Origin of the sequence: Bradyrhizobium ottawaense, assembly GCF_002278135.3 — a bacterium.
Taxonomy (GTDB): domain Bacteria; phylum Pseudomonadota; class Alphaproteobacteria; order Rhizobiales; family Xanthobacteraceae; genus Bradyrhizobium; species Bradyrhizobium ottawaense.
Window position 1 is genome coordinate 5,977,468 of the sequence record NZ_CP029425.2, and the last position, 15,760, is coordinate 5,993,227.

General features: G+C 65.6%; 12 protein-coding genes. 1 reads left to right on the forward strand and 11 read right to left on the reverse strand.

Going from position 1 to position 15,760, the window contains the following annotated elements:
• Positions 1-113: 113 nt before the first annotated feature.
• The 7 genes from CIT37_RS28350 to ltnD form a co-directional block, all read right to left on the reverse strand.
• Positions 114-2,210 carry a methyl-accepting chemotaxis protein gene (locus CIT37_RS28350; RefSeq protein WP_038973708.1) on the reverse strand — a complete coding sequence of 699 codons (2,097 nt, stop codon included), beginning with the start codon at positions 2,208-2,210 and terminating at the stop codon, positions 114-116.
• A gap of 193 nt (positions 2,211-2,403) precedes the next feature.
• On the reverse strand, positions 2,404-4,098 hold the full coding sequence (locus tag CIT37_RS28355; RefSeq protein ID WP_095425348.1) for a methyl-accepting chemotaxis protein: 1,695 nt from the start codon (positions 4,096-4,098) through the stop codon (positions 2,404-2,406).
• A 240-nt stretch (positions 4,099-4,338) separates the two neighbouring features.
• Positions 4,339-6,531 (reverse strand): methyl-accepting chemotaxis protein, encoded by a 2,193-nt coding sequence (locus tag CIT37_RS28360; RefSeq protein ID WP_109866615.1) that lies wholly within the window; start codon positions 6,529-6,531, stop codon positions 4,339-4,341.
• Between the two features lie 173 nt (positions 6,532-6,704).
• The gene (locus tag CIT37_RS28365; RefSeq protein ID WP_028143383.1) at positions 6,705-8,396 is read right to left on the reverse strand and encodes a methyl-accepting chemotaxis protein; all 1,692 of its coding nucleotides are present in this window, start codon (positions 8,394-8,396) and stop codon (positions 6,705-6,707) included.
• A 168-nt stretch (positions 8,397-8,564) separates the two neighbouring features.
• A complete protein-coding gene (gene otnK, locus CIT37_RS28370; protein WP_095426334.1) occupies positions 8,565-9,839 on the reverse strand; it encodes a 3-oxo-tetronate kinase in 1,275 nt (424 codons plus the stop codon).
• On the reverse strand, positions 9,836-10,618 hold the full coding sequence (gene otnI / locus CIT37_RS28375) for a 2-oxo-tetronate isomerase (RefSeq protein ID WP_095426335.1): 783 nt from the start codon (positions 10,616-10,618) through the stop codon (positions 9,836-9,838). The genes otnK and otnI overlap by 4 nt, the downstream gene beginning before the upstream one ends.
• A 14-nt stretch (positions 10,619-10,632) precedes the next feature.
• Positions 10,633-11,550 (reverse strand): L-threonate dehydrogenase, encoded by a 918-nt coding sequence (gene ltnD / locus CIT37_RS28380; RefSeq protein WP_028143386.1) that lies wholly within the window; start codon positions 11,548-11,550, stop codon positions 10,633-10,635.
• Positions 11,551-11,654: 104 nt separating this feature from the next.
• Between ltnD and otnC the strand changes: the two genes are divergently transcribed.
• The gene (gene otnC, locus CIT37_RS28385) at positions 11,655-12,341 is read left to right on the forward strand and encodes a 3-oxo-tetronate 4-phosphate decarboxylase (RefSeq protein WP_038947090.1); all 687 of its coding nucleotides are present in this window, start codon (positions 11,655-11,657) and stop codon (positions 12,339-12,341) included.
• 164 nt (positions 12,342-12,505) lie between these two features.
• Here the strand turns inward: otnC and CIT37_RS28390 are convergent, their stop codons facing one another.
• From CIT37_RS28390 to CIT37_RS28405, 4 genes are read right to left on the reverse strand one after another with little or no spacing between them, the layout of a single operon-like run.
• Positions 12,506-13,210 carry an ABC transporter ATP-binding protein gene (locus CIT37_RS28390; RefSeq protein WP_095426336.1) on the reverse strand — a complete coding sequence of 235 codons (705 nt, stop codon included), beginning with the start codon at positions 13,208-13,210 and terminating at the stop codon, positions 12,506-12,508.
• On the reverse strand, positions 13,194-13,925 hold the full coding sequence (locus CIT37_RS28395; RefSeq protein WP_028143389.1) for an ABC transporter ATP-binding protein: 732 nt from the start codon (positions 13,923-13,925) through the stop codon (positions 13,194-13,196). Before CIT37_RS28395 ends, CIT37_RS28390 begins: the two co-directional genes overlap by 17 nt.
• A complete protein-coding gene (locus CIT37_RS28400) occupies positions 13,922-14,905 on the reverse strand; it encodes a branched-chain amino acid ABC transporter permease (protein WP_028143390.1) in 984 nt (327 codons plus the stop codon). Before CIT37_RS28400 ends, CIT37_RS28395 begins: the two co-directional genes overlap by 4 nt.
• A complete protein-coding gene (locus tag CIT37_RS28405) occupies positions 14,905-15,738 on the reverse strand; it encodes a branched-chain amino acid ABC transporter permease (protein ID WP_240536472.1) in 834 nt (277 codons plus the stop codon). The genes CIT37_RS28400 and CIT37_RS28405 overlap by 1 nt, the downstream gene beginning before the upstream one ends.
• Between the last annotated feature and the right edge of the window lie 22 nt (positions 15,739-15,760).

Genomic DNA, 15,760 nt, shown 5'->3' on the forward strand with positions numbered 1-15,760 from the left:
CCATTCCCCTTTACCCGAGCACCGCCGGAAACGCTAATAAGCAGAACTATCCTGCATTCACTTCCCTGCTACCGCACTGCGAAATCGACATCGCAGCTATGCGGCGGCCTGTCTCAGGCGGCGCGGACCGCGTTCAGGAACTTGCCGACCTCGAGCTTGAGGCGATTGGAGTCGCGGGACAGCATCTGCGCCGCCGACAACACCTGCGAGGACGACGCGCCGGTCTCGGCGGCCCCCCGCTCGACCTCGCCGACATTGGACGAGGCCTGCTGGGCGCCCTTGGCCGCCTGCTGCACGTTTCGTGTGATCTCCTGCGTCGCCGCCCCCTGTTCCTCCACCGCCGCGGCAATGGCCGCAGCGATTTCGGACAGCCGCGCGATGGTGCCGCCGATGTCGCGGATCGCCGCGACGGATTCCTGGGTCGCCGACTGAATGCCGGTGATCTGCTGCGCGATCTCACCGGTCGCCTTCGCGGTCTGCGCGGCAAGGGCCTTGACCTCGGAAGCCACCACCGCGAAGCCGCGACCGGACTCGCCGGCCCTCGCCGCCTCGATCGTTGCGTTGAGCGCGAGGAGATTGGTCTGCCCCGCGATCTGGTCGATCAGTTCGACGACGTCGCCAATCTTCGCGACCGCTCTCGACAATCCGTCGATATGCCCGTCGGTCAGCCGGACCTGATCAACGGCTTCGTTGGCCATTCGCGCCGAATCCTGCACCCGGCGGCTGATCTCGTTGACGGACGACGACAGCTGCTCGGTCGCCGACGCGACCGACTGGACGTTTGCGGAGGCTTCCTCCGAACCGTCGGCGACGGTGACGGCGAGCTTCTGCGCCCGCGCGGCCGTCACGTTCATCGCGCCGGCAGAGGCTTCCAGCTCGGTCGACGCCGAACTCACCGCGTCCACGATCTCGCCGACTGCAGTCTCGAATTGACCGGCAAGCCGGTGCATGTCGGCACGGCGCTGTTCGGCCGCGATCTGGTCCTGCCTGATCTTGGCGTCCGCGACCTCGTGCGCCTTCTGCTCGGCCTTGACCTTGAACGTCTCCACCGCGTGAGCCATGTCGCCTACCTCGTCCTTGCGGCCAAGCCCGGGGAGAACCACTGCGAAATTGCCGCCGGCCAATTCGTCCATCGCGGCCGTCAGTGCCGAGAGCGGACGCACGATCCTGGAAACCGCGACCCAGAAGCTCAGCAATGTGAGGCCGAGGCTCGCAAGCAGGATTGCAACGCTGATGATCAGGTTGGAGGCGCTCGCCTTCGCCTGTTCGGCGGCCTCCGTATCCGCCGCCGCGCCGATTGCATCCGCGAGCCCAAGAATGGAATTGATGGCCGTCGTCGCGCGGCTCACATAATCGCGGCCGCCGATCTTGTACTCGCCGCTCGGACCTGCGGCGAGGATTTCGGCACGCAGTGCGCCATAGGTCTGAAAGTAATCCTCATTCACCGACTTGATGGCTCGCGCGAGTGCTGCCGGAACGTCGGTGCGGTCGGCGATCGGGGCAACCGTCTCCCAGGCGAGCTCCACGTGGCCGCGGAAGGTCGCGATCCGGCCGATGCCGTCCGCGGCGAGCTTCGCGTGCGAACTGATCAACCCGCCGAGAAGCGCACGTTCGCGCCCGGCGTTTTCTGCCATCTCCGCTGTCAGGTGCCGAAGGCCGACGAGGCGTGCCATGGCCGCCGAAGGCGAACTGGTCAGCGTTTCCTGCGTCAGGCGCAGTCTGTTGGCGGCGACCTCGATCAGGTCGGTGATCGCCGGGGCAAAGGCCTTGACCACCTCGGTGTCCCGCTCCGACCCAGGCTTGGCCAGATTCGCATCGACCCTGCGGCGCAGGCTCTCGAAGCTTTGGAATGCCCGTTCGGCTTCCGAGATGCGTTGTTCAGCGCCCTTCATCGCCGTGACGCCACGCAAGCGCTGCACGGCATCGCGGAAGGCCCGATCCGACGTCGCGCGCACAGCATCGATTTCAGAGCGGCGATCGGCCGGAAGAACCTCGGGCGAATTCAGCGCCGCATTGGTCATGCCCCGCTCCTTCGCCCACTGCCCGGCGCTGTGCAGCAACGATTGCGAAATGCCGTTGAGGCCGACGAAGATCTCGGCCTCCTGACGGTCGTGGTAGGCGTGAATGGCCGTGTAGCCGGTGGCCGCCACTCCCATCAAGGCAAGCGCCGAAATGATGACCGGTAGGACCGTGCCAATTCTGAGATGCACCGCTGGCTTCCTTCTCCCGAGTGCCGCTTCCTCTGGACGAAGGAATCGACCCTCACGAGAGATACAAGAAGCCTGCAACGCGATGTTGTCTCACGTCAAAGTGCGGCCGCGCTGCCGGGGCGCCACCGCATATGCTTATCAAAACGTTGCCCGCGATAACGCGCGCGTGCAACGCTGGTACGTCGTGCTGTCCTCAGGCGGCGCGGACGGAGTTGAGGAACTTGCCGACCTCGAGCTTGAGACGATTGGAATCGCGGGACAGCATCTGCGCCGCCGACAGCACCTGCGAGGACGCCGAGCCGGTTTCGGAGGCGCCGCGCTGGACGTCGCCGACATTGGACGAGACCTGCTGGGTACCCTGGGCGGCCTGCTGAACGTTACGGGCAATTTCCTGGGTGGCCGCGCCCTGTTGCTCCACGGCCGCGGCGATCGTTGCGGCAATCTCCGACAAACGCGCGATCGTGCCGCTGATCTCGCCGATGGCACTGACCGAATCCTGCGTCGCCGCCTGAATGCCGCCGACCTGCTGGCCGATCTCTCCGGTGGCCTTCGCCGTCTGCTCGGCGAGCGCCTTGACCTCGGAAGCCACGACGGCGAAGCCGCGACCCGCCTCGCCGGCCCGCGCCGCCTCGATCGTGGCATTGAGCGCCAGCAAATTGGTCTGGCCGGCGATCGCATTGATGAGCTCGACGACGTCGCCGATCCGCGATGCGGCCCGCGACAATTCGCTGACACGTTCGGTGGTGGCATGCGCCTGGCTGACCGCCTCGCTCGCGATCCGGGAGGAGTCCTGCACCTGGCGGCCGATCTCGCGCACCGAGGACGACATCTCTTCGGCGGCCGACGCCACCGAGTGGACGTTGGTGGACGCTGCTTCCGAGCCGGATGCGACCACCGTGGCCAGCTCCTGCGCCCGGCCCGCGGTCGAGGACAGCGTCGAGGCTGACGCCTCGAGCTCGGTTGCGGCCGACGACACCGTCTCGACGATCTCGCCGATCGCGGCCTCGAAGCCGTCGGCAAGCTTGGTCATGTCGGCCTTGCGCTGCGTCTCGGCGCGGCGCTGCACCGCCTGCACCTCGTCGCGGCTGAACCGGATGATGGTCTGCACGGTCTGAAGGTTGCGCAGCGCCTCGCCGATCTCGTCGTCGCGCTCGATCACGATGCGGTTGTCGAGCTTGTCCTGCACGAGATTGACCAGGGTGTCGTTGAGCTGTTGCATCGGCCCCTGGATCGCACGCATGGTTGCAAGGCCCGCGAAACCGACGACGACGGCACCGACGACGGCCAGCGCCGACAGGATCAGGCTGGCCGAACCACCGGAAGCGAGCGCGCCGCCGATGCCGAGCCCGAGCATGAACAGCGCCTGGAGCGCCATGGTCGTGACGAGACGCGCCTTCAGCGTCCTCGTGAAGACGCTGAAACGGTCGAGCCACGAGCGGCGGCGGATGATGCCGGCGTCGACGCGATAACCATGCGCCTTCTTCTCGCGGATCGCGGCGTAGACCTCCTCGGCGAGCTTGCGCTGATCGGCCGGCAGTTTTGTGCGGATCGAGGTGTAACCCTTGAGCTGGCCGTTCTCCCGGATCGGCGAAGCAGTTGCCAGCACCCAGTAGAAGTCGCCGTTCTTGCGGCGATTCTTCACCGCGCCGAGCCAGGGCTTGCCGGCCTTCAGCGTGTTCCAGAGATTGTCGAACGCCTCCGGCGGCATGTCGGGGTGGCGAACGATATTGTGCGGCTGGCCCATCAGCTCGGCCGATGTGAACCCGGCCGCGGCGAGGAAGTCTTCGTTGAAGTAGGTGAGCTTGCCCTTGAGATCGGTGCGCGAAACGATCAGCGTCTCGTCGCTGACCGGATATTCGACATCAGTGACGGGAAAATTCTTGCGCATTGGGGCCCCCCAATGAATTGACTATTCGTTCATTCCAATTCGGACGGCCGCTGTTCGAGTCGTCTTGGCGTCATTCTCATAAAGCGAGTTTAACCAACGATGAAACGGAACCACCGTGCGTCTACGGGTGCTTCCCCTTGATGCTACCTGTAGGCAACATCATGCTACCGGCCGCAAAAAAGGAAACGAGCGGCGCTTTTGACGCCGCTCGTTCCTGGAGCGATAGCTGTGCGCGCGAACTTATGCCGCGCGGACGTTGGTCAGGAACTTGCTGACCTCATTCTTCAGCCGGCCCGAGTCGTTCGACAGCATTTGCGCCGCCGACAGCACTTGTGAGGACGCCGTGCCGGTCTCGGTCGCTCCGCGCTGCACGTCGGTGATGTTGGAGGAGACCTGCTGGGTACCTTGCGCGGCCTGCTGCACGTTGCGGGCGATCTCCTGGGTCGCCGCGCCCTGCTCTTCCACCGCCGCCGCAATCGCCGACGAGATTTCCGACAGGCGCTCGATGGTCGAGGAGATCTCCTTGATGGCGCCGACCGAGTCGTTGGTCGCCGCCTGGATGCCGGAGATCTGCTGGCCGATCTCGCCGGTGGCCTTCGCGGTCTGCTCGGCGAGCGCCTTCACCTCCGAGGCCACCACGGCGAAGCCGCGGCCGGCCTCGCCGGCACGTGCGGCCTCGATGGTCGCGTTCAGCGCCAGCAGGTTGGTCTGGCCGGCGATGGTGTTGATCAGCTCGACCACGTCGCCGATGCGGGACGCCGCCTTGGAAAGCTCGCTGACCCGCTCGGTGGTGGCGCGCGCCTGGCCGACGGCATCGCCCGCCATTCGCGCCGATTCCTGCACCTGACGGCTGATCTCGCCGACCGACGAAGCCATCTCCTCGGTCGCCGAGGCCACCGACTGCACGTTACCAGATGCCTGGTCGGATGCGGTGGCGACGACGGAGGCGAGCTCTTGCGCCCGCTCGGCGGTCGAGCTCAGCGATCCGGCCGAGCTTTCCAGCGCGCCGGATGCGGCGGACACCGTTTCCACGATGCCGCCCACCTGCGCTTCGAAGCTGTCGGCCAGCTCGTTCATGGTGCGCTTGCGTTCGCGATCGGCAGCGGCCTGGTCCTGGGCACGTTGCTCGATGCTGCGCTTGATGTCGTCCTGCATCGAGCTCAGCGACGTCGCGAGCCTGCCGACCTCGTCGGCCTGATCGATCTTGAGCTGCTGGTTGAAGTCGCCCTTGGCGATGCCGTCGGCGAAATTGGCGCAGTCCTGGATCGGCCGCGCGATCTTGCGTGCAGCGAACGAGATCAAGAAGATCGCCGCCAGCCCGATGACGAGGCCGACACCGAGCTGCCAGAACGTGCTCGACGTCGCGCGGGCACTGAGCGAGGCATCCAGCTGCCGTGCGGACGCCAGCACGACCTCGCGCGGGACCGAGATCACGACCGACCACGCATTCTCGGTGAGCCCGAAGCGGATCGGCGCATAGATATCGATGTTGGCGAACTTCGGATCGTCCTGCACTGCGCTTTTGCCGGCCTTGACGATGGCGAGGCTCTCGCTCCAGCGCGGATCGGCTGCCGAAGCGTTCTTGCCGATCACGTCCTGATTGGCGCTGTTGGCCACGATCAGGCCGGTATCGTTGAGGATCGCGACCTTGCCCTTGCCCTCGAACAGCGAGGCATTGATCTTGAGGGCCAGCTTCTGCACGAAGTCGAGATTGTAGTCGGCGCCGGCAACGCCGCGGAACTTGCCGCCGATCATGACCGGCACCGACATGGTCGCCAGGAAGACGGCCTTGCCCTGCACGATGTAGGGCAGCGGACCGAGGATGTTCTCCTTACCCGTCGTGTTCGGATTGATGTACCAGGCGCCCTTCACCAGACCGTTGGGATGCCGCTCGCTGCTGTCGTACTCGACCAGCGGCTGAACGGCGATGTCGCCGTTGGCATTGCGCGTCCAATAGGGCAGGAACCGGCCGGTATTGTCCGATCCAACCTCCTTGCGGCCCTTGAACGCCGCGTCATCGCCATCCAGCGCGCCGGGCTCCCAGGCAGAATAGGTACCGTTGAAAGCAGGATTGAGCTCGAGCACGTGGCGGAGCAGCGCGTTGAACTGAGCGCGCCGGGCTGCGATGGGGGTGCCGGTCTTCTCGTCTGCCAGCGTCGCGAACGCATGCGCGATGGTGCGCGCGGCATCAAATCCGACCTCCAACTCGGCCTTGATGGCGCTGGCTTCGGTGGCAGCGCGGTTCGTCAGGCTTTCCTTGGTCTGATTGTCGACCAGCTGCATGACCTCGTGGGTCACGTACTGGTTCATGCTCTGCGTGGAGAAGAGGCCGTAGCCGATCAGCACGACGCAGGTGACCGCGAGGCAGAGGCCGGCGATCAGGGCAATCTTCAACTGGATGGAGCGAATGGCAGAAAACGAAAACAGCTTCACGATGGGCCTCCGAAATGCTGCGAGGACTTTTAGTTCCCCGCGTTCGGAACCCGTAAAGATTTGGAACCGTATGACCCACGTGAAAAATAAGTCCGGGGCCGGGCGGTGCGCCAAAAGCAAAGAGCGGCGCCGATGACGCCGCTCTTGCGTAGTTTGATACCTGTCCGAAAGGATCAGGCCGCGCGCACGTTGGTCAGGAACTTGCTGACCTCATTCTTCAGCCGGCCCGAGTCGTTCGACAGCATTTGCGCCGCCGACAGCACTTGTGAGGACGCCGTGCCGGTCTCGGTCGCTCCGCGCTGCACGTCGGTGATGTTGGAGGAGACCTGTTGGGTACCTTGCGCGGCCTGCTGCACGTTGCGGGCGATCTCCTGCGTCGCCGCGCCCTGCTCTTCCACCGCCGCCGCAATCGCCGACGAGATCTCCGAGAGACGCTCGATGGTCGAGGAGATTTCCTTGATGGCGCCGACCGAGTCGTTGGTCGCCGCCTGGATGCCGGAGATCTGCTGACCGATTTCGCCGGTGGCTTTCGCGGTCTGCTCGGCGAGCGCCTTCACCTCGGAGGCCACCACGGCGAAGCCGCGGCCGGCCTCGCCGGCACGTGCGGCCTCGATGGTCGCGTTCAGCGCCAGCAGGTTGGTCTGGCCGGCGATGGTGTTGATCAGCTCGACCACGTCGCCGATGCGGGACGCCGCCTTGGAAAGCTCGCTGACCCGCTCGGTGGTGGCACGGGCCTGGCCGACGGCATCGCCCGCCATCCGCGCCGATTCCTGCACCTGACGGCTGATCTCGCCGACCGACGAAGCCATCTCCTCGGTCGCCGAGGCCACCGACTGCACGTTGGTCGAGGCTTCCTCCGAAGCGCTGGCAACGGTGGTTGCCAGCCTCTGGGAGCGGTCGGCGGTCGAGGTCAGTGTCGATGCGGAGGCCTCCAGCTGGGTCGAAGCCGACGACACGGTCTGGACGATCTCGCCGATCATGGTTTCGAATTCGCGGGTGATGTTGTCGACGCGGCGGCCGCGTTCGATCTTGGCTTCGGCATCCGTGGCCGCAGCCTCGTCGGCGGCTTTCTTGGCGATCAGCGCCTCCTTGAAGATCTGGAGCACGTCGGCCATGGCGCCGATCTCGGTCTTCTCGCCCCGGTGCGGGACTTCGGCGGAGAGGTCGCCCTTGCCCAGCGCCTGCATCGGCTCGATGATCGAGTTGATGCCCTTCGAGACGTCCTGGACGAGATAGAAGCCGACGCCGATGCCGATGATGACGGCGGCGCCGAGAATGATCGAGACCAGCATAAAAGCATAGGAGTAGCTGTCCGCGGCATCCTGAGCCGCCTGATCGCCACCCTTGGTGTTGAGCTCGATGTCCTTCATCAGGACCTCATCCGACGCAAGACCGATCTTGTTGACCGTCTTGCTGTTCAGTTCCTGGGCTTCGTGCGGGACCTTGCCGGCCTCCTTGCGCGAGAGCGCCATCACCTCCTCGGTGCCCTTCTTGTAGTCGTCCCAGAGTTTTGCCCACTGGTTGTAGAGCGCCCGCTCCTCTGGCGAGGTGATCATTGGCTCGTACCGGCCGCGGATCTTGGCGAGCGCCTCGATCACCGTCACACCCGTCTTCTCGTTGGCGAGCTTCTCGTCCAGCGTTTCGGAAAGCATGTGCTGGCGGACCACGTTGCGATAGGTGATGACGCTCGCACGAAGCTCGCCAAGCACCCGCACACTGGGCATCCAGCTCGTGGTGATGTCGATCGTGTTGGCATTCATCGACCGCATTTTCATGACGGCCAGGAGACCCATGCCGGCCATTGCGACCAGCAGGAACGCCACGACACTGATGATCTTGGCGCGGATGGAAATGGTGGCAAGCATAATCGGGTCTCTTTGTGCTGGCGCGGTGCGCGTCCGGAGGTATTACGAATCAACCAAAGGGAGCAGCACCAACATCCAACACCAGAGCACCTGCGCAGATGTTAACTACGACCCCGTACGAGTACGGAGCCTCAAAGAGATGAACACGTCGCTAAAAATGCTCTGCGCTCAGCGCATGAGCCTAAGCGCGTCGGAGAAAAATTCAGCGCCGCCGAAGTTTCCGGACTTCAGAGCGAGCAGCATGTCGGCTTGCGCGCCCACCGCATGCAGCACCGGGACACCTGCCGCGATTTCCACTCCGACGAGAAATCCGGGAATCTTCAACCGATCGACCACCGCACCGGAGGTCTCGCCGCCGGCAACGATCAGTCGCCGCACGCCTGATTTTACAAGGCTTTCCGCGATGTCGGCCATGGTCTGCTCGATCGCGTGGCCGGCCGCGTCGCGACCGTGCCGCGCCTGCAGTGCGGCGACCTGATCGGGCGTCGCGCTCGAGGCGATCAGCACCGGCCCCTCCGCAAGCCGCGGTCTCGCCCAGTCCAGCGCACGCTGCGCTTCGCCGCCCCCCGTAATGATACGGTCCGGATCGAGGTGAAGCACCGGCATGACGCGTTCGGCGTTGGCGATCTGCTGAAGCGTCGCCTGAGAGCAGCTCCCGGCGAGGCAGGCCGCCGGTCCGCCGACGGCAATGCCGGTCTCGCCGTTCGCCCCGGCCGATTTGACTTTACCCGTCGACACCAGCGCACGCGCGAGCCCGAGGCCGATGCCGGAGGCGCCGACCGACAGCCGATGTTCGGCGGCGACGAGGCCGATGGTCTCGAGGTCGCGGTCGAAGACCGCGTCGATGATCGCCGCGCCGATGCCCTTGCCCGCCAGCTCGGCCAGCCGCGCCCGCACGGCATCTGCGCCGCGCGTGACGGTGGCGAGGTCGACGAGACCGATCTGCGTCCTGCTCTGGCGCGCCAGCACGCGCACCAGGTTGGAATCGTGCATCGGGTTGAGCGGATGGTCCTTCAGCGGGCTCTCGTTGAGCGGCACCGCGCCGACGAAAAGGTTGCCCTGGTAGACGGTGCGGCCGGTCTCCGGGAAGGCCGGCGTCACCAGCACCGCACCTTCGCCGCCATCGGCACGCAGCGCGTCCATCACCGGGCCGATATTGCCGGCGTCGGTGGAATCGAAGGTCGAGCAGATCTTGAACAGCACGTGGCCGGCGCCGCGGCCGCGCAGCCACTGATCCGCCGCGCGCGAACGCGACACGGCAAGGCCGGCCTCGATCGAGCGGCTCTTCAGCGACACCACGACGGCATCGACCTCGGGCAGTGCGAGATCGTCCGCGGGCACGCCGATGGTCTGCACGGTGCGCAGGCCCGCGCGTGTCAGCGTGTTGGCGAGATCGGAAGCGCCGGTGTAATCGTCGGCGATGCAGCCCAACGCAAGTGTCACGGCTTCACTCCTGCATAAGGCTTGAACCAGGCAAGGCCGTCGGTGGTCTTGCCGCGCGGATTGTACTCGCAGCCGACGAAGCCGGCATAGCCGAGGCGGTCGAGCTCTTCGAACAGGAACGGATAGTTCAGCTCCTCCCCGTCAGGCTCGTTGCGCGAGGGGATGCTGGCGATCTGGATGTGGCCGACGATCGGCATCATCTCGCGCAGCCGCATCGTGACGTCGCCATGGATGATCTGGCAGTGATAGATGTCGAACTGGAGCTTGAGGTTCGGAAGCCTCAGCTCCTGGATCAGATCGCGCGCAAAGCCGAAATCGTTGAGGAAGTAGCCAGGCACGTTGCGCGCATTGATCGGCTCGAGCACGATATCGATGCCGTGCGGGGCGAAGAACTCCGCAGCCCATGCCACCGATTTGTAGAATGCCTCGATCGCGACGCGCTCGCCGCGGTTGGCGATGCCGGCCATCAGGTGCAGCCGCTTGACGCCGGTCGCCTTGGCGTAAGGCAGAGCGGTCTCCAGGCCCGCCTTGAGATCGGAGAAGCGCGAGGGGAGCGCCGCAAAGCCCTTCTCGCCGGCGTTCCAGTCGCCCGGCGGCAGGTTGAACAGCGCCTGGGTCAGGCCGTTGCGCTTGAGGCGGTCGCCGACCGCCTCGGCCGGATGCTCATAGGGAAAGAGAAACTCGACCGCGGTGAAGCCAGCCTGGGCTGCGGCATCGAAGCGATCGAGGAACGGCACCTCGGTGAACATCATCGAGAGATTGGCGGCGAAACGGGGCATTGGCGTCCTCTTCGTTACTTGTCGCCGGGCAGCTTGACGCCGGTGACCTGCGCATACATCCGCGCCACCGAGGCGTCGTCGTCCCGGCCCATGCCGGCGGCCGATGTCATCAGGAACATCTGGAGTGCGGCGGCGGAGACCGGCACCGGGAATCGCGCGCTGCGCGCCATGTCCTGGATGATGCCGAGGTCCTTGACGAATATCTCGACGGCGCTGCGCGGTGTGTAGTCGCCGTCGAGCACGTGCGGCATGCGGTTCTCGAACATCCAGGAATTGCCGGCGGAGGCCGTGATCACCTCATAGACCTTGCGGATGTCGAGGCCCTGCTTGGCGGCGAATGCCATCGCCTCCGAGGCGGCGGCGATGTGCACGCCGGCGAGCAGCTGGTTGATCATCTTGAAGGCGGCGCCCTGGCCGGCGGCATCGCCGAGCTCGTAGAGCTTTGCGGCCATGGCATCGAGCGCAGGCCGCGCCTTCGCGAACGCTGTGGGGCTGCCGGAGGCGAGGATCGTCAGCTCGCCTTGCGCGGCGCGCTGCGCTCCGCCGGAAATCGGTGCATCCAGATAATGCCGGCCGGTCGCCTCCAGCTGCTTGGCCAGGCGTCGTGCCACGTCGGGGTCCATCGTGGCGGAGGATACGAAGACGCTGCCTTCAGGCATGGTCTCGGCGGCCCCATCCTTGCCGAACAGGACGGCTTCCGTCTGCGCGGCATTGACGACGACGCTGACGACGATGTCCGCGCTCTTGGCCGCCTCGGCCGGCGTTTTGGCACCCGCGCCACCATCCTTGACGAAACGCGCCACCGCCTCGGCCGAAACGTCACAACCGGTGACGGCGTGGCCGGCGCGCTTCAGCGAGGTCGCCATGCCAAACCCCATCGAGCCGAGCCCGATGACCGCGATGCGCTGATTTTGTGACGTGGAGGCGGACATGCAACTAACCCTTGCGAACGTTTCCCGGACGGCCGGCTTTTGCGGCGGCTCGGCGAACCGATATCACGGCTTGGCCGCGCTGCCAAAGCGTGAGACAAGCGGGCATGACGGCCATGAAACCTGAAGCGAGCAACGAGACGCGGCTGCGCGAGGACATCTGCCGCTTCGGACGGTCCCTGTTCGAGCGCGGGCTGACGCCCGGCTCCTCCGGCAATATCAGCGTCAGGCTGGACGGCGGCGGCTGGCTGGTGACGCCGACCAATGCCTCGCTCGGTTTCCTCGATCCTGCGAAGCTGTCGCGGCTGGACGAGAGGGGCCGGCTGGTGTCGGGCGATGCCCCGACCAAGGAAGTTCCGCTGCACACCGCGCTCTATGACACGCGCGGCAGTGCCCGCGCCATCGTGCACCTGCACTCCACCCAGTCGGTTGCGCTCTCGATGCTGCCCGAGATCGACCCGCGCGCCGCGCTGCCGCCGATGACGGCCTATTATCTGATGAAATGCGGCGCCACCGCGCTCGTGCCGTACTACCGCCCCGGCGATCCCGCGGTCGCGGATGCGATCAAGGGCCTGGCGGGGAAATATTCATCGGTGCTGCTCGCCAATCACGGCCCGGTCGTTGCCGGCGACACGCTGGAAGCCGCGGTGTTCGCGACGGAGGAGCTGGAGGAGACGGCGAAGCTCTATCTGCTGCTGCGGGGGATGAACCCGCGCTATCTGTCACCGGAGCAGGTGGCGGATCTGGTGAAGGTGTTTGGGGTGACGTTGCCGGAGCATGGGCACGGTCATTGAACCACACCCACCGCCGTCATCCTGAGGTACGAGCCTTGCGATGCGATGCATCGCAAGGTGAAGCCTCGAAGGATGGGCTACGGGCGCTCGCGGCTCATTCTTCGAGGCGCGCAAGAGCGCGCACCTCAGGATGACGGCGGAGAGTGCGGCGACGGCGTCAACGCCTACAGCCCCAGATACGCCTTCCTCACGTCGGGATTGCCCCTGATCTCAGCCGCGGGCCCCTGCATCAGCACGCGGCCGGTTTGCAGGATGTAGGCGCGGTCGGCGATCTCCAGGCACTCGGCCATGCGCTGCTCGACGATCAGCACGGTCATGCCGGCGTCGCGGATGCGCTTCACCGCCTGGAAAATCTCGTCGACAAGCTTTGGCATGATGCCCTGCGAGGGCTCGTCCAGCATCAACAGACGCGGGCGCGTCATCAACGCGCGGCCGATCGCGAGCATCTGCTGCTCGCCGCCGCTTAGCGTTTCGGCGCGCTGCTCCAGGCGCTCGGCCAGGCGGGGAAACAGCTGGAAGACGAGATCGAGCGGCCCCTCGCGGTTCGCGTCACCGCGGTAGAGATAGCTGCCGAGACGCAGATTGTCGCGCACCGACAGGCGCGGGAACAGGCGGCGATTCTCCGGCACAAAGGCAATGCCGGTCGCCGTGATGTGGTGCTGCGCCATGCCGTCGAGGCGCTTGCCGTCGAACGTCACCGTGCCGGAACGCGGCCGCTCGGCGCCGGCGATGGATTTGAGCAGCGTCGATTTGCCCGCGCCGTTGGCGCCGGCGACGCAGACGATCTCGCCCTTCTGGACCTCGATCGAGATCGCGGAGATCGCGACCAGGCCCTGATAGGCGGTCGTGACTTCACGCACGCTGAGCATGACGATCTCCCAGATATGCGCTGATCACCTTGGGATCGCGAACGACATCGGCGGGCTTGCCCTCGACCAGCACCTTGCCGAGATCGAGCACGATGGCGCGATCGACCAAGGGCATCACGATCTCCATGACGTGCTCGACCATCAACACGGTGATGCCGGCATCGCGCACCTTGCGCACCAGCGCGACACCGGTCTGCGCTTCGGTCGGCGTCAGGCCGGTGAGGACTTCGTCGAGCAGCAGCAGTTTCGGTTCGGTCGCGAGCGCACGGGCGACTTCGAGACGGCGCTTCTCGGCGGGCACGAGGTCGCTGGCAAGCACGTCGGCGCGCGCGGCAAGGCCGGTGAACTCCAAGACCTCGTGCGCCTTGCGACGGGCCTCGCGCATCACGGTGTTGCGCACCAGCGCGCCGACGATGACATTGTCGATCACCGTCATGGTCTCAAAACTCTTGACGACCTGGAAGGTGCGGCCGACGCCGCGCTGGCAGCGTTCGGCCGCCGGCATGTGGGTGACGTCCTCGCCGTCGAAGAGAATCGAGCCTTGCGTCGGCGGCAGAACGCCTGCGATGAGATTGAACAGCGTCGACTTGCCGGCGCCGTTGGGGCCGATCAGGCCGACGATCTCGCCGCGGCCGACCGAGATCGAGACGTCGCTGTTGGCGACGAGGCCGCCGAACCGCTGCCAGACGCCGCGGGTTTCAAGAAGCGCGGTCATCGTGCGGCCCCCGTCTTCTTCCGGCGTGAAAACAGGCTGAGCAGTCCCCGCGGCAAGGCCAGCGAGATCAGGACGATCAGCGTGCCGTAGACGATGAGGTCGACACCGCGCCCGGAGCCGCCGAACTTGAAGCGGGTCAGCTCCGTCAGCGGGATCAGGATGGCGGCCCCTAACACCGGCCCCCACAGGGTGCCGATGCCGCCGAGCACGGCGGGCAGCGCCATCAAGAGCGAGAACTGGAAGCCCATGACGCTTTCAGGATCGATGTAGGAGACGAACTGGGCATAGAAGCTGCCACCCACCGCGACCAGGAAGGCGGAGACGGCGGCCGCGCCCATCTTGGAATTGAACACGTCGACACCGAGGCTCTCGGCCGCGTCCGGATTGTCCTTCACCGCACGCCACCAGAATCCCCATTTTGAGTTCTCCAGCCACCAGGTGACGAACCAGGCGAGGCAGCACAGCGCCAGCGCGAAATAGAAGTATGGCAGCTTGGTGCGCAGGAACTGGAATTTCAGCCAGCTGTCGCCGCGGATTGGAATGGTGATGCCCATCGCGGCGCCGGCCCATTCCCAGTTGTGGAACAGAAGCAAGCCGATCTCGGCGATGACGATGGTGGCGATCACGAAGTAATGGCCGCGCAGGCGGAAGAAGGGATAACCGAGCCCCATCGCGATCAGCGCCGACACGACGCCGCCCGCCAGCATGCCGAACCAGGGCAGCACGCCGAACTTCGTGAACAGCAGCTCGGTGGTGTAGGCGCCCAGGCCGAAATACAGCGCGTGCCCGAGCGAGATCTGCCCGCAATAGCCGGACAGGATGTTCCAGCTCTGCGACAGGCCCGCATACATCAGCGTCAGGATCAGGATGTTCTGGACGACGACGTCCTTCACGAACAATGGCGTCGCTGCGGCAATCGCGGCGAGCACCGCGGCGATGATGAGGTCGCGGCGGCGCCGCGCTGCAAAATCCTTGTCCATCAGATCGATCCGAACAGGCCGCGCGGCCGGATGAAGACGACCAGCAGATAGACCGCGTAGATGCCGACCGATTTCAGCGACGGCGGCAGCACCAGCGCGGTGGTCGCTTCGACGAGGCCGACGATGATGCCGCCGGCAAAGGCGCCGAACACGCTGCCGAAGCCGCCGAGCGCCACCGTGACATAGGCGATCAGCGCAAAGGACGCGCCGACATCGGGATAGATATAGAAGAAGCTCGCCATGATCGCGCCAGCGAGACCGACCAGCGCGGCACCAAGGCCCCAGCCGAACGCGAACACGCGGTTCTTGTCGATGCCGACCAGCGCGACCGCACCGGGATCTTCGCGGGTGGCTTCCAGCGCGCGGCCGAAATCGGTGCGATGGATGAAGAAGTAGAGGCCGGCAAAGGCGAGGATCGAGACCAGCGCACCGACCAGCTGCGGCTCCGGCAGGAAGATGCCGGCGACCGAGATGGTTTTGCCACCGAGCCAGGATTGCGGAATGCTGCGATAATCAGGCGTGAAGAAGAACTGCGCCAGGCCCCGCATCACGATGGCAAGGCCGAACGTGGTGAAGATCTGCACCATGCCGGCGTTGGCCTTGGCCCGCATGGCGAAGCGTACAATGAGCAAGTAGACCACCGCTCCGAAGATAAAGAGCGCCGCGGCGACCAACGGCGCCGAAAGCAAGGGGTCGATCGCGAAGAACGCGAACAGGAAGAAGGACAGGTACATCGCGATCATCAGGAACTCGCCATGAGCGAAGTTCGTGACGTCCATCAGGCCGAAGATCAGCGCGAGGCCGACCGCGATCAGTCCGTACAACAGCCCCATGAGGAGGCCGCTCGCGAGACTC